The following is a 21,555-nucleotide window of genomic DNA, read 5'->3' on the forward strand; positions in this document are numbered from 1 at the left end:
GGAGGCAAATTTAGCCTCTTTTTATTGTTTGTACTTTATTTGGGCTGTTGCTTTAGTAATGGTTTCTCTCAGTTAGGAAAGACCAATGTTCTCTTCTCGTTTAGTTTTAGGCCTATGCTTAGTTGCCGTTAGTATCAAGGTTTTTTCTGGGCCTTTAGTTATGCTGGAGATGCAGAATTTAAGTAGTGTTAAAACTGACTTACAGTCTCAAACTGCTACTACAGATACTCTAAAAGCTTATGAATTATTAATAAAACGGGCTAATGACGCTTTATATTTAGGTGGGTATTCAGTGGTAGATAAGTCTATTTTGCCACCCTCAAAAGACCCCCATGATTATTTAAGTATCAGTCGTTATTGGTGGCCAGACAGCAGTAAATCAGATGGTTTACCTTGGATAAGAAAAGACGGCATTACCAATCCTGATACACAAACTGATAGTGTTGACCGGAAACGTTTAGGGGCAATGTCACAAAGTGTGCAGGTTTTAGCGCTGGCTTATTATTTTTCTGGATATGAAAAGTATGCGCTCAAAGGTACTGAACTAATTAAGAGGTGGTTTTTAAAACCTGAAACAAAAATGAACCCACATTTAGAATTTGCCCAAAGTGTACCTGGTAAGAATATTAGACGGCGCTCGGGTATTTTAGATGGGCGGCTAATACCAGCAAATCTATTAGATGGAATTACTTTATTGAGTTCATCCAGCCACTGGAGCGAACAAAATGATAAGGAAATGAACCTTTGGCTGCATTCTTACCTTAACTGGTTAACAAATAGCGAATTGGGGCTGGAAGGGGCTAAACAAACTAACAATCACGGTTCTTGGTATTATTATCAGGTGGCGGCATTGTCTTGGTATTTAGGCGACAACACTGGGTTAGTTAAGGCAGTGCAAAATACCAAGGCGCATATGTTGCAGCAGTTTGACGAGCAAGGGGCGCAATATCATGAATTAGTGCGAACTCGACCTTATTTTTATAGTTGTTTTAATCTTGAAGCGCTGACAAGTATCGCGGCCATTGCAAAAAAGGTAAATATTGATCTTTGGGAATACGCTACAGCTAACCAAGGCATTTTAAAAACTGCTGTTGAATACCTTATTCCTGCTGCTAAGGGAGAGCCATGGACCCATGGAAATAAAGCAATTAAGGCCACTGATTTAATAAAGATATTAGACAGGTATAATCAGTACAGCGGCGAACCTTCACAACAAACATTACTTACACAACTATTACAACAAGCGAAATCAAGTAAACGTAGCAGTACTATGTATTACCGTTTTGTATTACTAAACCCTAAAGCACTTTTAGAATAGTTTAGTAAGAGCCTATGTTGTTTTAGACGAGGTTAATTTATGTTTACCAAATAAAATTAGAATAACTACCAGCCCAGAGAGAGAGCCAAATAGGTGTGCATCTATGGCGACATTTGCATCAATTAATTTGGCTACTTGGCCACTTGCACCATACATTTGTTCATTGAGTACTTTCACGGCAATACCAACTAGCATGACCCAGCCGGTTTTGAAATGGTGCTTGATATCAAAGTATGCTCCTACTACAAATAATCCATGCAAGACCCCAGATAAACCCACGTACCATTTAAGTTGAGGGGCAAACAGATATAAGCTTATAGATGTGCTCAAACATAGAAATATAAATAAAGCTAAGTAGCGGCTCGTAGTGGTGTAGTGTCCATGTAAAGCCCATAATAACGCTGTTCCAAACAAATTCAGTAACATGTGGTTAGTATTGGTATGCAAGAAATGCCCACTGATTAAGCGCCACCAATCACCTCTTGATATTTCTTCATATTCATAGGCAAATAAGCTGCTACTTGATGGCTCATTAATAGCCATTAATATACTCAGGGCGATGATTGCTATTGGACCTACAACATATTGTTTTTGTAATGGTAAATTTAACATTTTTATTCTTGAAGAAAATACTACAGCCATGTTACCTAAATCTACCTTAAATATGGTTATAAATTATCAAAGGTGATAGTAGGCATTTGTGTTGAGCTTACGCTAGTGAAAGTGTGACCATCAGTTAAACTATTTGATGCTTAATCTAGGCTTACTGAATTGACCTTCCACTTATTATCAATTCTCAATAGCTCAACCACTCTCATATCTTTAAAAATATCACCATCTAGTTCGCCCTCAAAAAACAGTGCTATTTTGGCGTCTTTTGCAAACTCATTTCTTCCGGCGCTGCGGGTACTAGGTTGGATTTTTACTGTATCAAAACGCATGTTCAGTACGTGTTTTTGAACGCTTTTATTGGTGTGATACGAACGTAATAAACGCTGCATTTTTGGGGTGCTGAGTTGAAATGATCCATCTAAGGTTTTATCGTGGTAGATATGATCAAAAAATTGAATGGCAGCAAATTCTGGAATGTCACTATCTAACATACCAAACTTTCCTCCTCCTTTTTTAGGCTCACTTGGGTTACAAGCATTAAGCACTGTTAAAATTAGGGTTAACCAGTAAATTTTCTTGTATATAGGTTTAAACACATCTATCAACTATTATTAATTTTCTGTGGACTAATCATACCTTCTTTTGTAATAAGACCAAAAGAAAAGGGAGGCCTAAGCCTCCCTTTTTAGTAATTATTTAAACCTTGCAGTCAATTATTGAACGTTCTCAGCGTCAGAAAACTCACCAGCAAACATAGGGCTACTTAGGTAACGCTCAGAAGCACTAGCTAAGATTACAACCACGTTTTTATCTGCGTTTTCAGGTTTTTCAGCCCAGCGTTTTGCTGCGACAACAGCTGCACCAGAAGAAATACCGACTAAGATACCTTCTTCTTTCATTAACCTGTGAGCCATTTCGATAGACTCTTCGTTGGTCACTTGCTCAACAGCGTCGACTAAATCTAAGTCTAGGTTACCAGGAATAAACCCTGCGCCTATACCTTGTATTTTGTGAGGACCTGGTGTTAATTCTTCACCTGCTTTAGCCTGGGTAATCACGGGAGAGTCAGTTGGCTCAACCGCTACAGTAGTAATCGCTTTGCCCTGTGTCTTTTTGATGTAACGGCTGGTACCTGAAATGGTTCCACCTGTACCTACACCCGCTACAAAGATATCAATCTTACCATCTGTATCATTCCAGATTTCTGGGCCTGTGGTTTTTTCATGAATTTCAGGGTTTGCTGGATTTTCAAATTGGTGCATTGGAATGTATTTAGTTGGGTCTGAAGCAACGATATCGTTAGCTGCGTTTATCGCGCCTTTCATACCTTTAGGAGCTTCAGTTAACACTAGGTTTGCTCCCATAGCTTTCAACAGTTTACGACGTTCTAAACTCATAGAACTAGGCATAGTTAGCGTGATCTTATAACCACGAGAAGCGGCAACAAACGCAAGGGCAATTCCGGTATTACCACTTGTTGCCTCTACTATTTCACAACCAGGCTTAAGAATACCCTTTTTCTCAGCATCCCAAATCATGTTTGCGCCAATACGACACTTAACACTAAAGCTGGGGTTTCTTGATTCTATTTTAGCAAACACGTTGCCGCCTGTTACACGATTCAGTTTAACTAATGGGGTTTTGCCGATTGCTAATGAATTGTCGTCATAAATTTGCATAAAAATTTCCTTGCCTATTATATATTTTACAAACGGTTAATCGTGGAAGTTAACCATTAATGAATTGTTCTGTAAATAAGGGATGCGCTCTCTTTTTTAGTAGACCGTACTTGAGGTCATTAATTTCAGTTTATTGAAAAAATTTAAATCATATAAAAAAGAGTGAGTTCCCCAATAAATATTATTGATGCATAAAGCGAATGAATCTGTTTTATCATAATGATATTACTTCTATAGGTGTGGTGAAGTCGCTAAATTCAAAGTGCTTTTTCGCTATATCTTATGGTTAAACTTATGTTAATACAGTTTGAGGTCTAAATGTCATTTAGTGGAACAGATAAATATATAGTGGGTCGCGAGTTACAATTAGCTGTTAATGCAGCTATTACCCTAGAAAAGCCTCTACTTATAAAAGGGGAACCCGGTACTGGAAAAACCATGTTGGCTGAGGAGTTGGCTAAAAGCTTAGATGCAGAGTTGATCCAGTGGCACATTAAATCTACAACTAAGGCACAACAAGGTTTGTATGAATACGACGCGGTTTCTAGGCTCAGGGATTCACAACTAGGGGATGAAAAAGTTCATAATATTGCTAACTACATAGTGAAGGGCAAGTTGTGGCAAGCTTTTGAATCAAATAAGCGCAGTATATTGTTAATCGATGAAATCGATAAAGCTGACATCGAGTTTCCAAATGACTTGCTGTTAGAAATCGACAAAATGGAGTTTTTTGTATACGAAACCCAGCAAGTCGTAAAAGCCAAACAAAGGCCAATCGTTATCATCACATCTAATAATGAGAAAGAACTTCCTGATGCCTTTTTACGTCGTTGCTTTTTCCATTATATTCAATTCCCCGAAGTAGAAGAGATGCGACAAATTGTAGATGTGCATTTTCCAAACATTAAAAAGGAACTGCTTAATCAAGCATTACAGTCATTTTTTGATTTGCGAGATGTACCTGGCCTACGTAAAAAGCCCTCTACTTCAGAGTTAATTGACTGGCTGAAACTGCTGGTTGCTGAAGATATTCCTATTGAAGCCTTACAAAATAAAGACGGAAAGCAAAGTATCCCGCCTTTGTACGGAGCCTTGCTTAAAAATGAGCAGGATATTCATCTATTTGAAAAATTGGTCTTTATGGCGCGCCGTTAATGTTAGTTGATTTCTTTTTTAAACTTCGGGAATACCGTTTAAAAGTAAGTCTTAGGGAGCTTCTTGATTTGATTCAAGCTCTCGAAAAAGGTGTTGTGTTCGGCAGTATCGAAGACTTTTATTTTTTATCAAAAATGGTCATGGTGAAAGATGAAACTCAGTTTGATAAGTTTGATAGAGCCTTTGCTGATTATTTTGAAGGGGTACAAAGCATTGATTTATTTGGAAAAGATATTCCAGAAGAATGGTTGAAAGATGCGTTAAACCGCTATTTCAGTGACGAAGAAAAAGAGAAAGTCAAAGCTTTAGGTGGCCTTGACGAACTAATGAAAACCTTGAAAGAGCGTTTAGCTGAGCAAGAAAAGCGGCACCAAGGGGGCAATAAATGGATTGGTACAGGAGGCACTTCACCTTTTGGCGCCAATGGCTATAACCCTGAAGGCGTAAGAATTGGGCAGCAAGGTAATCGTAATTTTTCAGCGGCAAAAGTATGGGACAAACGAGAGTTCAAGAATCTTTCTGGTGATGTAGAGCTTGGTACTCGAAATATCAAAGTCGCTTTGCGCAAATTACGAAAGTTCGCGCGAACCGGTGCTTCTGAAGAGTTAGATATGCCAACCACTATAGGTGCCACAGCCAAAAATGCCGGTATGCTTGATATTCATATGGTGCAAGAAAGGCACAATGCCGTAAAGGTTTTAATGTTTTTTGATGTGGGAGGCTCTATGGATGCTCACATAAAAGAATGTGAAGAGTTGTTTTCTGCAGTACACACAGAGTTCAAATATTTAGAATATTTTTATTTTCATAATTGTGTGTACGAAGGTGTGTGGAAAGACAACAAGCGCCGCAGTAGTGAAGTTATTCCCATTGCAAATATCATTCATAAATATGGTGCTGATTACAAATTGATTTTTGTAGGTGACGCCACTATGGGCCCATATGAAATTACCTACCCAGGTGGAAGTGTTGAACACTGGAATGAAGAGCCTGGAAGTGTTTGGATGCAACGTTTACTTAATCATTTTGAACATGCAATATGGCTTAATCCACAGTTAAGTCAGTATTGGAATTATTATGCTTCTATCAGCATAATAAAAGACCTGATGAAAAACAGGATGTTTCCCTTAACACTTGATGGCATAGGGGAGGGTATAAAGCATTTAACCAAAAAAATATAAACTAGCGGGATAAGCTAATGGAAAATAATAACAGAGTACTGGACTCAAGCGAGCCACAGGTAACCAATAACGTAAAACAATCTACAGCTAGCCATTCTAAAAAGGAAACCCGCGAAATAGTTACTCCATATGCCTTTTTTGTAGCAGATGATTTATTAGGTACGCGGCTCGCCAGCCCTGTAAAACGCGGTATAGCTTTATCGATTGATCTATTTTTAGTCACGTTATTAACGCAAGTAAGTAGTTTGATATTAGCGATTGTGGCTGCAGCTACATTTTTTAGAGCGGGTAATCGTCTAAAAACAAAGAAACGTTTTAATATGGTGCGTATATTTTTGCGATTTTTAGTCACTATATTGCTTTTTTTTATTGCTCTAGCTGTGTTTGATGATGTTAGTGATACGGTGGATACTGATAAAAGTGGCGAAGCAATTAAAGGCATTGAGCTTTCAGCATTAACGGCAAAATATTTGATCCAAGTAAAAAGTGTTAACAATAAAATCGATAACAACCAATGTACTCCTGTTTATAATTGCTGGTTAACCTTAGGTCAGTTATTAGTAGAGGATGTTGACCAATTAAACCTTAGCGCTGAAGATCGTCAAGGAATCCTCGAGGTTTTCGCTGATTTAACAGTAAGTGAACACATGACAGAGGCCAAAGCTCAGCAATTATTGGAAGAGTTAAAAACTCAACCAGCAAAGGAAATTGCACTATCCGAATCAGAAAGCATTGAACCCTTGTTGGCTGAGACGTCTAAGAATAACCTTGACCAAGTTATCAATACAGACACCCCTAACACCCCACCAGGATTAATCGCATGGGCTCAAACAATTGCCGAAGATTTAGGGTTAGGTTTTGGGTGGGCAGCCTTTTATTTTAGTATTTTTACTGCCTGGTGGAATGGTCAAACACCTGGTAAAAAGGTCGTGGGTATTAAGGTACTACAACTTGATGGCAGTGGCTTAAATTTATGGGAAAGTTTTGGGCGCTATGGTGGCTATGGTGCTGGGCTTGCCACAGGCTTATTAGGGTTTTTACAGATATTTTGGGATCCTAATCGTCAGGCCATTCAAGATAAAATTTCTGAGACGTTAGTCATCGATTTACGTTACCCCAAAGTCACTCTAGGCACTTCAGAAAACCAACAAGAATAAATTACTATTTATGGCAAACAGAATTAACCAGTTGTTAAGTTATTGGTCAGATAAGCGTGACAGCCAAGCTTGGGTCTTAGCTACAATTATTGAAACTGATGGCTCCTCTTACCGTAAGGCAGGGGCCATGATGATGATAAATGATATGGGGCAATATTTTGGTTTGCTCAGCGGTGGCTGTTTAGAGTCCGATATTATGCGTCAAGCTAGGCGCTGTTGGGATAACCTTCAATCCCGTATTGTTGAATATGATATGCGTGAAGAAGAAGACTTAGCGTGGCAATTAGGTATTGGATGTGGTGGCATGGTCAAAATTTTACTGCAGCCAGTAAATGCCAGTAATCATTATTTAAGGCTCGACGAACTTCATAACAATATCGCTGAACGTAAACTAGTCGAGTATCAACAGCTAATTGATGAACTGGTCCCTCAAAACTCTTTAGTGCCGGTGAGTTCAATAAAGGCCACGAGTAAAGTTGGTATTAAAACTCAAGCTGGTGCGAATGTGTTTTCGCAAGTTCTTGGCCCAGCGCCGCTAATCGCTGTGTTTGGTGCAGGTGTTGACGCTAAGCCTGTAGTGGCGATAGCTGCTGAATTAGGATGGGATGTGTTATTGCTAGACCCTAGAATGGGGTATGCCAAACCAGAGCATTTCCCAAAGGCAAATCAGATTATTCGTGAACCATTTGATAATTTACCAAATGGGAGTTGGCTATCTGAAATTGATGCTGCCTTGATATTGACCCACAATATAAAGTTAGACGCTGCTGCGTTAAAACTGTTACAAGTAAGTCGTGCTAAATACATAGGCTTGCTAGGGCCAATACATAGAACCGATAGAATTTTAGAACATATTGCGATGAGTCGAAATGATTTGGTTAAGCCATTAGCTAACCCTGTTGGCCTGAGGTTAGGGGGCGAATTGCCAGAGTCTATCGCTTTATCTATGCTCGCTGAAGTTCATGCCGCATTAGAGCAAACCGATGGGCTATCTATTAGTAATTCATTGAGTTCATTTATTCCAAACTCACACCATGAAAACTGAGTTGCTGCTGTTAGCCGCAGGAAAAAGTCGCAGGTTTAATGGGATCAAACAGCTAGCTGAAGTAAATGGCCAAGTCATGGTTTGTCACTGTCTTTCGGCTTATCAGCAAGATGGTAAGTGGCTTGAAGATATTGCTTTTGGCACTGTGATTTTAGGGGCCAATGCAAAAGCCGTAGCTAAGGTGCTTCCCATTACTGTTAATGCATATATCGCTCAGTCATGGGAGCAGGGCATGGGGCATTCCTTAGCTGAGTCTATCGGTGTGTTATCTAGATCTACAACTCATGTTTTAGTTGGGTTAGCTGATCAAATAGCCATAAGAAGCCTGGCTATCAAAGCTCTTTTAGAAGCGTCTAAACAGCACCCTCAAAAGATAATTGCTGCGGAATATCAAGACAAAGCCGGTGTGCCGGCTATTTTTCCTAAAGCTTTTTTTTCTCAGCTGAGTAAGCTTCAGGGTGACAAAGGGGCGAGGGATATTCTGCAAAATCACAATGGTAATGTGATTAAAGTCACTATGTCTGAGGCAGTCATTGATATTGATACCCAAGACGATTTGTTAAGATTGGTTCGGTAAAATCTCACGAGCCAACTTGTATTGCATTTTGTCTGTTAGTGAAAAGAGTATTGGCTAGGGGAATAATAGCGGAGCTCTTCTATGCATGGTGGCTTGCTCATAGGCGTAGGCATATTGAAATAATTTATCTTCTGTAAAGGGTCTACCTAATATCTGTAAACCAACCGGCAAGCCATTTTTTACATAACCCATTGGCACTGTAATCGCTGGTTGTCCAGTATGTGGGGCTATTTTGCCACTGTTATTGCCACTAGGGCTCTGTGAATCGCCTATTTTTCTGGGTGGGTTACTCCAAGTGGGGTAAACAATGGCATCTAACTTTAAGTTATCCATGGTATTTACCACTGCGTTTAACAGTGCTTTTCTCCTAGGATCACCTTGTACGTCTACACAAGGTGGTGTTTGTTCAGCAGGCGTTATATTTGCAGGCACTTTCATTGCCCAATTCATAGAGCCGGCATTTTCTGGACGATGTTTCTTTTGAGCTACCACATCTTGTAATGTTTTAATCTCATTACGACTGGTTAGGGTGGCCAAATAGTTATTTAAATCATACCGAAAACGGCTACAAAAACCTGTCGCTTTAGTGAGTTTTTCAAACTCTGGAATAGTGATGGGATCCACAATAACCGCCCCTTGGGAAGCAAGATCTTGTAAAGCTTGGGCATAGACTTTTAGAGTGTCTTTGTCTGCAGTGGTTTCATCGACAATTTCCCTTAAAACGCCCAGCCTCACACCTTCTAATCCGTTTAGGCTTAATTTAGCTGTGTAATCAGCCACTTTATGGTCTAAATATGCTTTGGTTGTTGGGTCTGCTTCGTCGTAGCCAGCAATAGCGTTGAAAACACGAGCAGTGTCTTTGACCGTCCTGAGCATAGGGCCGCCTACATCTCGGTTGAGTAATAATGGAATGATCCCGTCTCGGCTAGTGGCTCCTATGGTTGAACGCATACCCACTAATGCTAGATGTGATGATGGTCCTCGTATTGAGTTACCCGTATCTGAGCCTATTCCGATAACGCCAAAATTGGCAGCGATAGCAGACGCAGTGCCGCCACTGGAGCCTGCGGGGACACGGCTTAGGTCGTAAGCATTATGGGTTTCACCATGGGTGGAGCTAATCGTATTATTTGGGCTGAAAGCCCATTCTCCCATGTTTGATTTTGCAATAATTATTGCGCCAGCGTCTCTTAATTTTTTAACTATAAAAGCGTCATCTGGTGGTATGGAGCCTTTTAAAGCAATGGATCCTGCTTCGGTAGGCATATCTGCGGTATCAAAGTTATCTTTTAAAATAACTGGGATGCATTGTAGAGGTTTGAGCTTTGGTTCCTCAGTGAATTGCAGGTCCATTTGTTTGGCTTTGCTTATGGCCTTAGGATTTATATAAATGATGGCGTTTAGATTACTTATTTCATCATATTTGGTAATACGGTCAATAAACCCTTGAGTAATAGCTTGGCAGGTTATTGCTTTTGTTTTTATTGCCGAGTGAATGTTCTCTATTGTTGTTTCTGTGAAAGTAAATTCAGGCAAATCTTTTTCAGGCATTGGTGCCGAGCTCATAAAAAGTAGGCTAGCTGTTATAGAAGCTAGTAACTTTAATGAAGTGTTTTTGAGGTACTTGGTATCGCAAGCTTTAGTATGCACGTACTACTTCCTGTTATTTAATTATTGTTTTTAGGATGTATAAATCTATATGTCGTGAATAGTTAAGCATTTATGTTTTGTAACTGCAATTACTAGTACTAGTACTAGTACTAGTACTTGAATCTTACGGATAGCTGCAAGGTCGCAGTGTTCTATTTTATTTTGCACCTTTAAATCAAGCTAGGTTACCCAATATCTAATTGATGAACCGAAATAATCGTTTATCTCAAAGTATTATATATGCGGTTTTTGCCGTTGCCCTATTGTGGTGTATTAAATCTGCTGAAATCTTATTTGGCTGGAATTTATCCTTTATGGGATTAGTGCCTCTGCACGCTAATGGGCTGTTAGGTATTGTTACCGCGCCCTTAGTTCATAGCTCTTTAGAGCATCTATTCAATAATAGTTTGGCCATTTTGCTGTTAGGTGCCATGGTGTTTTATGGTTACCCAAAATCTTGGTTGAAGGTTGTAGGATTAATCTGGTTGCTTTCAGGCATTGGCGTGTGGTTATTTGCAAGAGAAGCCAATCACATTGGCGCCAGTGGCTTAACCCATGGTTTGTTTTTCTATTTGTTTGTGGTGAGTATTTTTAGGCGAGATAAAATGTCCGTGGCTATTATGATGATTGCTTTCTTGATGTATGGGGGTATGACAATGACGATTTTCCCTAGAGAGCAATACATATCCTATGAGTACCATTTTTTTGGTGCTGTGGCGGGGTTTATCGCTGCTTTAATATGGAGAAACACTGATCCTAAACCCCTTGTTAAACAATACGATTGGGAAGATGAAGAGGTTCTTGACGAAGAGGAGTGTCACCACAATGAATGGCAACTACAAAATAGTGAGTCTTCAGATTATGATCAAAAGAAGTTTCACTAGTGAGTGATTATTTTAATTATGGCAAATTTTTTCCCATATTTAGGGCTAAGTCTGGCTTTTTAAATCCAAAGTGGCAGTGTGTTTCCGATTATTAGAGCTGATAATGCAATTTAGAACCAAGAATAAACTTAACTTTTTGAAATATATTAGTTTATTTCGTTTCTCTCTAGGAGATTTGAAGTTGGGCTGTAACTTGCAGTAATTGTTTTGCCAACAGTTGCTAAGGAGAAATATATGAATGCAATATCAGGGGGGTATCAACAAGGAGTCGAACCCGTTCAAATGAGACAGATGATGCAGCAAAGAGCACAGGAAAACTTTCGTGATGCTGATGCTGATGGAAACAAAGCATTGTCCAGGTCTGAAGCGATAGATGTCATGATTGAAAAAGGTATCGATGCAGAAAACTTTTCAAAAATTTTTAAAAAGGTTGACTCAGATAAAAATGGAGAAATTAGCATCGAGGAAAATATGCAGGCACAAGTTCGTCGCCGTCAAGCAATGCTATCTGAACATCTAGAAAGTAAAACTGAAAGTCAAAGTACACTACCATCTGAGTTGGAAGCACTTCGTGCCCATCAAGCTCACAAGGCTCAAATACATGTTTATAGAGAGCAAATGATAAACAGGGGAACTCAAGATAGTTTTCTATCTGATACCCCCCAGGTTGATGCTAAAGAAGTATCGCACATAGAAACCACTGTATAACGATTATTGAACTGTCAGTATTGGCAGTAAAATTTTTATTGATTAAGTAATGTTGAAGCAACGTGGCTAATTTATCGATCACTTTCTGCCGTAGTGATCGACAGATTCAAATTCCTTGAAATCTAAAATAATTACAATTTATTGTTACCCTTTGTTCTCGTTGAAGACAAAATGAATTTCTTTTTATTGTGAGGCTTTTTATTGTCGGATTTGTTTGCTCGAATGAATTTATCAATGCTCAAATCAAAAAGTCTTATGCTCACCTTTGATACTGGTATAATATCCTTCTTCGTTTTTTTTCAATTTATATATAGAGGGTGCATTAATGGCCGAGACTGATAGTCGTCCGACCAACTTTATTCGTCAAATAATCGATAAAGATCTACAGGAAGGTTTACACACTAAGGTTCAAACCCGTTTCCCCCCAGAGCCAAATGGTTATTTACATATCGGCCACGCTAAATCTATTTGCTTGAATTTTGGTATTGCCCAAGATTATCAAGGGGCCTGTAATTTAAGATTTGATGATACTAACCCTGAAAAAGAAGATATTGACTACGTGAACTCCATTCAAGAGGACGTCTCTTGGTTAGGTTTTCAGTGGAGTGGTGAAGTTAGGTACTCTTCTAACTATTTTGATCAGCTTTACGGGTTTGCCGTTGAGCTGATTAATAAAGGTTTAGCTTATGTTGATTTTTCTAGCCAAGCAAAAATGCGTGAGCTTAGAGGTACCTTAAAAGAAGCGGGTACTAATAGCCCATATCGTGATACTTCAGTTGAAGAAAACCTAGCTCTTTTTGAAAAAATGCGAAATGGTGACTTTAAAGAAGGCGAGTGTTTGCTTCGAGCAAAAATTGATATGAGCTCAGCCTTTATGTGTCTACGAGACCCAGCCTTGTATCGTGTTAGATTTGCGCACCATCACCAAACTGGTGATAAATGGTGTATTTACCCTATGTATGATTTTACCCATTGTATTTCTGATGCAATAGAAGGTATAACTCATTCATTGTGTACTCTTGAGTTTCAAGATAATCGCCGTTTGTACGATTGGGTACTTGAGAACATCACCATAGACGTAACGCCTCATCAGTACGAATTCTCTCGCTTAAATCTCGAATACACAGTGTTAAGTAAACGTAAGCTCATTGATTTAGTAGAAGGCAATCATGTTGCTGGGTGGGATGATCCACGCATGCCAACCATTGCTGGCTTGCGCCGCCGTGGTTATACACCTGCATCTGTACGTGAGTTTTGTAAACGTATCGGTGTGACTAAGATGGATAACATAGTTGAAATGTCTATGTTAGAAGCTTGTCTTCGTGAAGAATTAAACGCAGATGCACCTAGAGCTATGGCTGTATTGGAACCTCTTAAACTAGTCATTGAAAACTATGAAGAGCAAGATGAGGTGTTGTCTGCGCCCAATCATCCTTCTGATGAGTCTATGGGTAAGCGAAGTATTCCATTTAGCAAAGAGATTTATATCGAGGCTGAAGACTTTAAGGAAGAAGCTAATAAAAAATTCAAACGTTTAGTGTTAGGTAAAGAAGTACGCTTAAGAAATGCTTACGTAATTAAAGCCGAACGGGTAGAGAAAGACGAGCAAGGTAACATTATTACGGTTTACTGTAGTTATGATAAAGATACCTTAGGCAAAGACCCTGCAGATGGTCGTAAAGTAAAAGGCGTTATTCATTGGGTATCAGCAACACATGGAATACCAGCAGAAATACGTTTGTATGACCGTTTGTTTAATGTACCTAACCCTGCGGCAGAAGAAGACTTTTTATCTACTATTAATCAAGAGTCATTAGTTATTAAGCAAGGGGTGGTTGAACCAAGCTTGGTCGAAGCCGAATTAAGTGCCCCTGTGCAGTTTGAGCGAACAGGTTACTTCTGCAAAGATAAAGACAGTGCCGGTGATAAATTAGTGTTTAATCGAACTGTTGGCTTAAGAGACACTTGGGCGAAAATATCAAGTTAGTAAAACTTACTGTTTAATAAATAAAAACCGGATCTACTATCCGGTTTTTTTTATGTTTTTTTAATTAAATATTCCCCCAGGCTACTTGGGCTATTTAGGTTGTGCGTGAAAGGTTTCTCCATTTTCTTGGCTTTCCGAGTTGTCCATCAAATATAGATATAAGGGCATGATTTCGGCTGGCGTTTTAAGAGTCTCAGGATTTTCAGCTGGGTAAGCTTTAGAGCGCATCACGGTGCGTGTTGCCCCTGGGTTTAAACTATTAAAACGAATGCTGCTATTATCGTATTCATCTGCTAAGACTTGCATCATACCTTGGGTCGCAAATTTTGAAATGGCATAAGGTCCCCAATAAGCTCTACCAGCTATGCCTACACTAGAAGTGGTAAATATCACAGAGGCACTTGGCGCTTTTTTAAGAATAGGTATTAAAGCCTGTGTCATTAAAAACTGGCTGGTTAGGTTTACTTGAAACACATTTTGCCAATCATTTTCGCTAATTTGAGTAAAGGGGCCTAAATGCCCAAGTAGGCTAGCGTTGTGTAATAAACCATCTAAACAACCAAATTGATCACTGATGGTATTCGCCATATCACGATAATTCTGGGCTGTAGCGCCCTTTAGATCTAAGGGCACTATGGCAGGTTCTGGCCCACCTAGGGCAATGATTTCATCATACACAGTTTCAAGCTTAGCAACGGTTTTGCCAAGTAAAATAACGGTAGCACCATGTTTTCCGTATTGGAGTGCCGCTTCTTTACCAATGCCGTCTCCTGCACCGGTTACTAGTATGGTTTTGTCTTTTAAATAATTGTCTGTAGCTTGGTAGTTATGCATAGTGATTGATTAAGTCTAATAATATCAAAATGTTAACATTTAATGACTGATGTTCGATAGTTGTATGCCTTAAAAAACACAGATTATTGTTTTCAAAAACTTGTCACTTGCTTTATCTAGATATAGCTGTGGCTTTTATTTTAGGTATTTATCCCCATAATAAGTAGAACGAAAGAAATAGGAGTATACCGGTTGGAATTTTTATACGAATACGGATTGTTTATCGCAAAAGCCGTAACGATAGTGATCGCAATTTTGCTCGCTTTAGGTGGCATAGTTGGGATTGTCAGTAAACAAAAACAAGGGAAAGGTCATTTAGAAATTGACTCATTGTCGGAAAAACTTGACGCCATTACTGATCTTGCTCGTGGTGAGTTGCTGACAAAAGAAGAATTAAAGCAATATCAAAAAGATCAAAAGAAAAAGCAAAAAGCTGAAAAGAAAGATAAGAAAAAGTCTGATGGCAGCAAAGCTGATAAAGGTAGGCTATTTGTTATTGATTTTTCTGGCTCTATGGATGCCCACGAAGTGGAGTACTTAAGAGAAGAAGTCACTGCAATTTTGTGTGTCGCTAAGCCGGAAGATGAAGTTTTAGTTCGGTTAGAAAGCGGTGGTGGCGTAGTTCATGGATATGGATTAGCCGCTTCGCAATTGCAAAGAATTAAAGATAGCAATATCAAACTAATAATCTCAGTTGATAAAGTGGCAGCAAGTGGTGGCTATATGATGACCTGTGTGGCTGACCATGTGTTAGCTGCTAAATTTGCCATTATTGGTTCAATTGGTGTGATTGCCCAGCTCCCTAACTTCAATAAACTATTGAAGAAAAGCAATATTGAATTTGAACAACACACAGCTGGCGCCTTCAAGCGTACCCTAACTATGTTTGGTGAAAACAATGACGAAGGCCGAGAGAAGTTCAAAGAAGAGTTAGAAGATGTACATCACATGTTTAAAGACTTTGTACAAGAGCAACGCCCTGATTTAGATATAGCTAAAGTGGCAACTGGAGAATATTGGTATGGCATCAGAGCACTAGAGCTTGGATTAATTGATGAAATTAACACATCAGATGATTACATTTTGACTGCCAATAAAGATAAGAATATCTTTACTGTTAAGTACAGCATGAAAAAAAGCCTTCCTGAGCGTTTAGGATTGGCGGCAAGTTTGAGCTTTGAATCGCTTATGATGAGATTGTGGAGTAAAGGAACGAATAGCTTTCGCTAAGTTTTTATGACCTGTTTTAGATATTAGAAAGCCAGCTTCAGCTGGCTTTTTTGTATCTGGCTCAAATACTCAGTTACAGATTAATATTTATTCCATTTAGTCTTAGACGGCAAGACTGAAATACTTAGTAATAATATTACAAGGGGGAGTTGAGCGTTTGTGATTAGGTAGAACAAGAAACGAGTGGGAGTAATAGTTGCTAGCTGTATACTTGTGCAGTCTTTTTATTTCCGCTACTGGACTCGGTATGTAGAGATTATGAGACCCATTATTATCGAAGGCTTGAGGATATAAAGTGCCAGATAATAAAAAGCCCTGAATCTCAGGGCATTTGCAGTATTAATTTAGGCTGATTTTACTGTCCTAGGTTTTCGTTTTGGCTTTGGCTTCTCTACACTTTGAATTAACTCAGCTGGGTCAAAATCATCAACATTGATAGTGCGCAAGCGGCCTTTCTCGGTTTCCCTTAAGAGTTCGGCTTGCTCTTCTGAAATAACACCTAACTCTAAGCCTTTTTCAGCTACAAGGTTTAATTCTGTAAAAGGTAAATATTGGCCTGCTGCTTTACAAACTGTATTGTAAATAGGTTCTGCTGCTAATACATTTTCTAGAGTTTGCTCAAGATCACCTAGTAAACAACCTGGCTCACGAGATAAGAACTGGCCTTTACCTAAACGGTCACGTGCTTCACAAGGCGTTTGTAAAATTCCTGCTATCTTGTGCTCAAGTTTATCTGATGGGCGTTTATAGCTTTTACCAAATGGCATGATGATTAGCTTTAAGGCTTTACCTAAAATCTTAGATGGGAAGTTATTCAACAACTCTTCAAGTGCTACTTCAAGCTTATATAGACTGTCTTGCATAGCCCAGTGAACTAATGGTAAATCAGTAGCTTGACGGCCTTCATCATCAAAACGTTTAAGTACACATGAAGCTAGGTAAAGATAACTTAAAACATCACCTAGTCGTGCTGATAATCTTTCACGACGCTTTAACTCGCCACCCAACATAGCCATAGACACATCTGATAGGAAGGCTAAATTGGTGCTATACCTCTGCATAGTGCGGTAGTACCTTGCAGTATCATCTTTAAATGGAGCACTTGCTAAATGTGCGCCTGATAATGAAAACCAGATACTGCGAAAGAAGTTACTGAAGGCAAAACCAATATGACCAAATACTGCGCGATCAAATTGTTCTAATGCTTCATCGTCGTCTTGATTATTAGCTGCTAGAAGCTCGTCCAATACATAAGGATGACAACGCATAGCACCTTGGCCGTATATCATCATGTTACGGGTAAGGATATTCGCGCCCTCAACCGTTATAGCGATAGGTGCCCCTTGATAGGCACGGCCCAAATAGTTATTTGGACCAAGCATAACACCTTTACCGCCATGGATATCCATAGACTCGGCAACGGTTTGGCGCATTTTTTCGGTTAAGTGATATTTACAGATAGCACCAATAACCGAAGGCTTTTCGCCAATATCTACCCCCTTAGTTGAGAACGAGGTTACAGCTTCCATTAGATATGCGTTACCCCCAATACTGCCTAACTTCTCTTCTATACCTTCCATTTTACCAACAGGTAATTTGAACTGGCGACGAATTCTGGCGTAAGCACCTGTGGCTAAAGCGATGCTTTTTGCTCCACCTGCTGAAGACGAGGGTAGGGTAATTACACGACCAACTGACAAACATTCAACTAGCATACGCCAGCCTTGCCCCGCCATTTCAGCACCACCTATGATGTAATCTAAGGGGACAAAAATGTCTTTTCCGCGTATTGGGCCATTATGGAATGGAACGTTCAGTGGAAAATGGCGATTACCAATTTCCATACCTGCAGTATCTCTAGGAAGTAATGCACAGGTAATACCTAAATCTTTTGTATCGCCAAGTAAACCGTCTGGATCAAACATTTTGAATGCCAAACCTACAACTGTTGCCACTGGCGCAAGAGTAATATAGCGCTTGTTAAATGTAAGGCTAAGCCCTATTACTTCTTCGCCTTGCCATTGTCCTTTACAGACGATGCCGGTATCGGGAAGAGAGCCTGCATCAGAACCCGCTTCTGGTCCAGTTAAGGCAAAACAAGGGATTTCTTCACCGGTAGCCAACCTAGGCAAATAATGATCTTGTTGTGCTTTGGTACCATAGTGCTGCAATAACTCGCCCGGTCCTAATGAGTTAGGCACACCTACTGTCGTGGATAATACGGCGCTGATGCTAGATAACTTCTGTAATACCCTAGATTGTGCGTAGGCTGAAAATGCTAAACCGCCATATTCTTTTTTGATGATCATGGCGAAAAACTTATGATCCCGTAAAAATTGCCAAATTTCTGGTGATAAGTCGGCTTTCTTATGGGTAACTTCCCAGTCATCACACATTTTGCAAACTTCTTCTACTGGGCCATCAAGAAAAGCTTGCTCGTCAGCTGTTAGGCGAGCTTGAGGTATATTGTGTAGGGTTTGCCAGTTGGGGTTACCACTGAATAGCTCACCATCCCACCACACCGTACCTGCGTCGATAGCATCTTTTTCTGTGCTAGACATTTCGGGCATGATTTTGCGGAAACTGTTTAATATAGGCGTAGTGAGATATTGCTTACGAATAGACTCAATATTTAACGGAATAGCTGCAATTAAAAACAACAACCAACTAAATTCGCCAATAATGCCAAGAATGCTACCTACTACAAATAGACAGAATACCGCCACTGTGCCATTGAAGAGTTTCATTCGAAAATAACTAGCAACGGCTAGCGAAGCTAAAACGTATATAAACCAAATAAATAATTGCATTTAGTATTTCCTTTTTTAGAGGTCTGACCACAATAGGTACGTTATATTTTTGTTACATTAAAATCAAGTATTAGCGCAAGCGATAGGTAAATAAAGGGAGAGAAATGTAAATGTTTTGTTATGGGGTTTCGATGCGTAAATTTAACTGTTTAAAATCTAGATAAATTAGATTGGTCTATGAGGCTGGTGAGATAGCATCTGATTTGAAGCTTTTTAAGCGAATATCCCCTTGCTCATTATCGTCTTTAAATTGCTGTAACTTAACAAGTTGATAATTTAGTTGTGGTGAAAACCAAGCTATGGTTTCACGAGTAGAGTTTTCCCTCTTAAATAAGACTTTCACACCTTCTATCATGCCAAAAGGTAGGTCTAGTTGCTCAGTACCAACTACGACTAAGTTATAGTGTCGTAATTGTCCGCGACTATTAATAATATCATAGGAAAATTCAGTTTCGCCTGCGGCCAATTTTAATTGGACATCAAGACGATACAATTGGTTATCTAACTCGTCCTGCCAATTGATGGGCTCACCCTGATTAATGATAATATTTGTATCTTTCGAATCGAAGTCTATTTTGGTACTTTTATTTCTTCCGGTACCACTACGGCTGTAGGCGTATGAAATAGGGTGTAAATCACCATCTTTTTTAACTGAAAATAGGCTGGTTTCAGAGCGAATATCAGATAAAAAGAAAGCTGATACTTTTGAGTAATAATTGAGCCGGTAATTTTCATCTTCTGCAGCCAGACTTAACTTTGCAATGCCTAGACTTCTGCCAAATCTATTAACTGTATATTCAGCTTCAAACTCAGCTAGCTTGCTCTTTTCGGCGAAGGTGACATGGCTAACTAACGTAGAGCCTAAAACAATAACCGACCATAAGATTAATTTAACCAACTGCATATCCCATTTCATCCAATAATTGACCATCTAACTCTGCGTGGTTATCGATCATTTTTAACCTATCAGCACAAAACCAAGAAATCACTAAAGGGTACATTTGTCGCTCTTGCTGTTGCACTCTATCAGCTAATTCTTCGGCGTCTTGTGATGCGAAGATTGGTACTTTGGATTGTAAGACAACAGGACCGCCGTCAAGTTCTGCTGTTACAAAATGAACCGACGCGCCATGTTCATCATCTCCAGCGTCAATAGCCCGCTGATGAGTGTCTAGCCCTTTATATTTAGGCAATAAAGACGGATGAATGTTTAACATTTTACCTTGGTAATGTTCAACAAAATTTGCAGTTAGAATACGCATAAAACCCGCTAAGACAATTAAGTCAGGAGAGTATTGGTCAATACGCTCCATCATTTCATTGTCATATTCTTCACGACTTGCAAATTCTTTATGATCAATAAAGACCGCAGGAATATCGGCATTCTTAGCTCGAGTTAAACCGTATGCATTTTGTTTATTCGCAAAAACGGCTACGACTTTGGCATTTATTTTGCCCTGTGCAATGTTGTCGATAATTGCTTGTAAGTTAGAGCCATTACCGGAAACTAAAACGACTATCGACTTTTCAGGTTTTGAGTTTTGCACCTAGTTAATCTCTACCTGTTGTTCGTTATCACCTTTTTCAATGTGGCCAATTTTCCATACGTTCTCACCTAAATCGGCAAGAATTTTTATTGCCTCTGCTGCTTTTTCTTCAGGTAGAGCAATGATAAGTCCAACACCACAGTTAAAGGTTCTGTACATTTCATGGGTAGTGACATTACCTTTATCTTGAAGCCAGTTGAAAATCGCTGGCCACTGCCAACTGCTTCCATCAATAACCGCTTTTGTACCTTCAGGAAGCACTCTTGGTATGTTTTCCCAAAAACCGCCACCTGTTATGTGTGAAATTGCACTCACTTTCACTTGTTCTAATAGCGTTAAAACATTTTTCACATAAATACGGGTAGGTTCAAGCAAGTGGTCGGCTAAAGGTTTACCTTCAAGCAATTCGGTTGTGTCACTATTTGATACTTCAATAATTTTACGAACGAGTGAGTAACCGTTAGAGTGAGGACCTGATGACCCCAAAGCTAGTAGGGCATCACCTTCGGCAACTTGGCTACCATCTATCACATCATCAGCTTCAACCACACCGACACAGAATCCTGCTACATCATAGTCTTCGCCGTGATACATACCTGGCATCTCAGCCGTTTCTCCGCCAATTAATGCGCAGCCAGATAATTGGCAGCCTTTACCAATACCCGTTACCACTTCAGTAGCCGTATCTACATTAAGTTTACCGGTTGCATAATAATCTAGAAAAAATAGTGGTTCGGCACCCTGAACAATTAAGTCATTCACACACATAGCAACTAGATCTATACCAATGCCAGAATGTTGTTCCAAGTCCATGGCGAGTCTAAGTTTTGTACCTACACCGTCAGTACCAGAAACTAAAAGTGGTTTTTTATATTTTTCAGGTAGCGAACATAGTGCTCCAAATCCACCCAATCCCCCTTTAACCTCGGGTCTGTGAGTTTTTTTTGTGACCGATTTTATTCTTTCAACAAGCTGGTTTCCTGCGTCAATATCTACTCCAGCGTCTTTGTAACTTAATGATGAATTCTTCTCGCTCACGGGTGTTCCTCGGTTGGCCCTAAAAAAGAGCGCAGATTTTAACAGCTTGCTTAATTAATACCAATCACAGATCACTCTTTTATGTAGAACAGATAATTTACTAAACAATAGGTGAATTTTGTTGCTAAATAAAAGACAATACT

At 39.4% G+C, this 21,555-nt stretch carries 19 protein-coding genes; 10 read left to right on the forward strand and 9 right to left on the reverse strand.

All coding sequences use genetic code 11. From position 1 onward, the window contains the following. The first annotated feature begins 85 nt into the window (after nucleotides 1–85). The gene (locus EOK74_RS08230; protein WP_133469499.1) at nucleotides 86–1,318 is read left to right on the forward strand and encodes an alginate lyase family protein; all 1,233 of its coding nucleotides are present in this window, start codon (nucleotides 86–88) and stop codon (nucleotides 1,316–1,318) included. Nucleotides 1,319–1,330: 12 nt separating this feature from the next. On the opposite strand, the gene rrtA is transcribed toward EOK74_RS08230, so the two are convergent. The 3 genes from rrtA to cysK all read right to left on the reverse strand — a co-directional run bounded on the left by rrtA (nucleotide 1,331) and on the right by cysK (nucleotide 3,609). After that, the gene (rrtA, locus tag EOK74_RS08235; protein WP_133469500.1) at nucleotides 1,331–1,930 is read right to left on the reverse strand and encodes a rhombosortase; all 600 of its coding nucleotides are present in this window, start codon (nucleotides 1,928–1,930) and stop codon (nucleotides 1,331–1,333) included. 140 nt (nucleotides 1,931–2,070) lie between these two features. Beyond that, nucleotides 2,071–2,526 (reverse strand): hypothetical protein, encoded by a 456-nt coding sequence (locus EOK74_RS08240; protein ID WP_239024051.1) that lies wholly within the window; start codon nucleotides 2,524–2,526, stop codon nucleotides 2,071–2,073. Nucleotides 2,527–2,643: 117 nt separating this feature from the next. Then, a complete protein-coding gene (gene cysK / locus EOK74_RS08245) occupies nucleotides 2,644–3,609 on the reverse strand; it encodes a cysteine synthase A (protein WP_133469501.1) in 966 nt (321 codons plus the stop codon). A 318-nt stretch (nucleotides 3,610–3,927) separates the two neighbouring features. Here cysK and EOK74_RS08250 point away from each other — a divergent pair, with 318 nt between their 5' ends. Genes EOK74_RS08250 through EOK74_RS08270 form a run of 5 tightly spaced genes read left to right on the forward strand, consistent with a single transcriptional unit; the run spans nucleotide 3,928 to nucleotide 8,724 of the window. Further along, nucleotides 3,928–4,764 carry an AAA family ATPase gene (locus tag EOK74_RS08250; protein ID WP_133469502.1) on the forward strand — a complete coding sequence of 279 codons (837 nt, stop codon included), beginning with the start codon at nucleotides 3,928–3,930 and terminating at the stop codon, nucleotides 4,762–4,764. Then, complete coding sequence (locus tag EOK74_RS08255) at nucleotides 4,764–5,945, forward strand: vWA domain-containing protein (RefSeq protein ID WP_133469503.1); 1,182 nt, start codon at nucleotides 4,764–4,766, stop codon at nucleotides 5,943–5,945. The genes EOK74_RS08250 and EOK74_RS08255 overlap by 1 nt, the downstream gene beginning before the upstream one ends. Nucleotides 5,946–5,962: 17 nt before the next feature. Next, a complete protein-coding gene (locus tag EOK74_RS08260; RefSeq protein ID WP_239024052.1) occupies nucleotides 5,963–7,102 on the forward strand; it encodes an RDD family protein in 1,140 nt (379 codons plus the stop codon). 10 nt (nucleotides 7,103–7,112) lie between these two features. Continuing rightward, complete coding sequence (locus EOK74_RS08265; RefSeq protein ID WP_133469504.1) at nucleotides 7,113–8,147, forward strand: XdhC family protein; 1,035 nt, start codon at nucleotides 7,113–7,115, stop codon at nucleotides 8,145–8,147. After that, entirely contained in the window at nucleotides 8,137–8,724 is a 588-nt protein-coding gene (locus EOK74_RS08270) for a nucleotidyltransferase family protein (RefSeq protein WP_133469505.1), read from the forward strand. Before EOK74_RS08265 ends, EOK74_RS08270 begins: the two co-directional genes overlap by 11 nt. Nucleotides 8,725–8,778: 54 nt before the next feature. Here the strand turns inward: EOK74_RS08270 and EOK74_RS08275 are convergent, their stop codons facing one another. Further along, nucleotides 8,779–10,374 carry an amidase gene (locus EOK74_RS08275; protein WP_205964558.1) on the reverse strand — a complete coding sequence of 532 codons (1,596 nt, stop codon included), beginning with the start codon at nucleotides 10,372–10,374 and terminating at the stop codon, nucleotides 8,779–8,781. 203 nt (nucleotides 10,375–10,577) lie between these two features. On the opposite strand from EOK74_RS08275, the gene EOK74_RS08280 reads away from it, so the two are divergent. The 3 genes from EOK74_RS08280 to glnS all read left to right on the forward strand — a co-directional run bounded on the left by EOK74_RS08280 (nucleotide 10,578) and on the right by glnS (nucleotide 13,953). After that, nucleotides 10,578–11,258 (forward strand): rhomboid family intramembrane serine protease, encoded by a 681-nt coding sequence (locus EOK74_RS08280; protein ID WP_133469729.1) that lies wholly within the window; start codon nucleotides 10,578–10,580, stop codon nucleotides 11,256–11,258. Between the two features lie 234 nt (nucleotides 11,259–11,492). Continuing rightward, entirely contained in the window at nucleotides 11,493–11,966 is a 474-nt protein-coding gene (locus EOK74_RS08285; RefSeq protein WP_133469506.1) for an EF-hand domain-containing protein, read from the forward strand. Between the two features lie 325 nt (nucleotides 11,967–12,291). Beyond that, nucleotides 12,292–13,953, forward strand: a complete 1,662-nt coding sequence (gene glnS / locus EOK74_RS08290) for a glutamine--tRNA ligase (RefSeq protein WP_133469507.1) — start codon at nucleotides 12,292–12,294, stop codon at nucleotides 13,951–13,953. 90 nt (nucleotides 13,954–14,043) lie between these two features. Here glnS and EOK74_RS08295 read toward each other — a convergent pair whose 3' ends face one another. After that, the gene (locus EOK74_RS08295) at nucleotides 14,044–14,787 is read right to left on the reverse strand and encodes a YciK family oxidoreductase (protein ID WP_133469508.1); all 744 of its coding nucleotides are present in this window, start codon (nucleotides 14,785–14,787) and stop codon (nucleotides 14,044–14,046) included. A 192-nt stretch (nucleotides 14,788–14,979) separates the two neighbouring features. Here EOK74_RS08295 and sohB point away from each other — a divergent pair, with 192 nt between their 5' ends. Then, on the forward strand, nucleotides 14,980–16,017 hold the full coding sequence (gene sohB / locus EOK74_RS08300; RefSeq protein ID WP_133469509.1) for a protease SohB: 1,038 nt from the start codon (nucleotides 14,980–14,982) through the stop codon (nucleotides 16,015–16,017). Between the two features lie 344 nt (nucleotides 16,018–16,361). Here sohB and fadE read toward each other — a convergent pair whose 3' ends face one another. The 4 genes from fadE to purM form a co-directional block, all read right to left on the reverse strand. Then, nucleotides 16,362–18,827, reverse strand: coding sequence for an acyl-CoA dehydrogenase FadE (gene fadE / locus EOK74_RS08305; protein WP_133469510.1), 2,466 nt, complete (start codon nucleotides 18,825–18,827; stop codon nucleotides 16,362–16,364). 175 nt (nucleotides 18,828–19,002) lie between these two features. Continuing rightward, entirely contained in the window at nucleotides 19,003–19,731 is a 729-nt protein-coding gene (locus EOK74_RS08310; protein WP_133469511.1) for a DUF3108 domain-containing protein, read from the reverse strand. After that, nucleotides 19,718–20,374 (reverse strand): phosphoribosylglycinamide formyltransferase, encoded by a 657-nt coding sequence (purN, locus tag EOK74_RS08315; protein WP_133469512.1) that lies wholly within the window; start codon nucleotides 20,372–20,374, stop codon nucleotides 19,718–19,720. Before purN ends, EOK74_RS08310 begins: the two co-directional genes overlap by 14 nt. Beyond that, entirely contained in the window at nucleotides 20,375–21,412 is a 1,038-nt protein-coding gene (purM, locus tag EOK74_RS08320) for a phosphoribosylformylglycinamidine cyclo-ligase (RefSeq protein WP_133469513.1), read from the reverse strand. Between the last annotated feature and the right edge of the window lie 143 nt (nucleotides 21,413–21,555).

Source organism: Paraglaciecola marina (genome assembly GCF_004360155.1).
In the GTDB taxonomy this organism is placed as follows: domain Bacteria; phylum Pseudomonadota; class Gammaproteobacteria; order Enterobacterales; family Alteromonadaceae; genus Paraglaciecola; species Paraglaciecola marina.

What these genes read in the sequence shown, in the direction of transcription:
- EOK74_RS08285 (WP_133469506.1), top strand. Translation starts at nt 11,493, where the DNA reads ATGAATGCAATATCAGGGGGGTATCAACAAGGAGTCGAACCCGTTCAA.
- EOK74_RS08295 (WP_133469508.1), bottom strand. Translation starts at nt 14,787, where the DNA reads ATGCATAACTACCAAGCTACAGACAATTATTTAAAAGACAAAACCATA.
- EOK74_RS08265 (WP_133469504.1), top strand. Translation starts at nt 7,113, where the DNA reads ATGGCAAACAGAATTAACCAGTTGTTAAGTTATTGGTCAGATAAGCGT.
- fadE (WP_133469510.1), bottom strand. Translation starts at nt 18,827, where the DNA reads ATGCAATTATTTATTTGGTTTATATACGTTTTAGCTTCGCTAGCCGTT.
- glnS (WP_133469507.1), top strand. Translation starts at nt 12,292, where the DNA reads ATGGCCGAGACTGATAGTCGTCCGACCAACTTTATTCGTCAAATAATC.
- EOK74_RS08270 (WP_133469505.1), top strand. Translation starts at nt 8,137, where the DNA reads ATGAAAACTGAGTTGCTGCTGTTAGCCGCAGGAAAAAGTCGCAGGTTT.
- cysK (WP_133469501.1), bottom strand. Translation starts at nt 3,609, where the DNA reads ATGCAAATTTATGACGACAATTCATTAGCAATCGGCAAAACCCCATTA.
- EOK74_RS08280 (WP_133469729.1), top strand. Translation starts at nt 10,578, where the DNA reads ATGAACCGAAATAATCGTTTATCTCAAAGTATTATATATGCGGTTTTT.
- rrtA (WP_133469500.1), bottom strand. Translation starts at nt 1,930, where the DNA reads ATGTTAAATTTACCATTACAAAAACAATATGTTGTAGGTCCAATAGCA.
- EOK74_RS08255 (WP_133469503.1), top strand. Translation starts at nt 4,764, where the DNA reads ATGTTAGTTGATTTCTTTTTTAAACTTCGGGAATACCGTTTAAAAGTA.
- EOK74_RS08310 (WP_133469511.1), bottom strand. Translation starts at nt 19,731, where the DNA reads ATGCAGTTGGTTAAATTAATCTTATGGTCGGTTATTGTTTTAGGCTCT.
- EOK74_RS08250 (WP_133469502.1), top strand. Translation starts at nt 3,928, where the DNA reads ATGTCATTTAGTGGAACAGATAAATATATAGTGGGTCGCGAGTTACAA.
- EOK74_RS08230 (WP_133469499.1), top strand. Translation starts at nt 86, where the DNA reads ATGTTCTCTTCTCGTTTAGTTTTAGGCCTATGCTTAGTTGCCGTTAGT.
- EOK74_RS08260 (WP_239024052.1), top strand. Translation starts at nt 5,963, where the DNA reads ATGGAAAATAATAACAGAGTACTGGACTCAAGCGAGCCACAGGTAACC.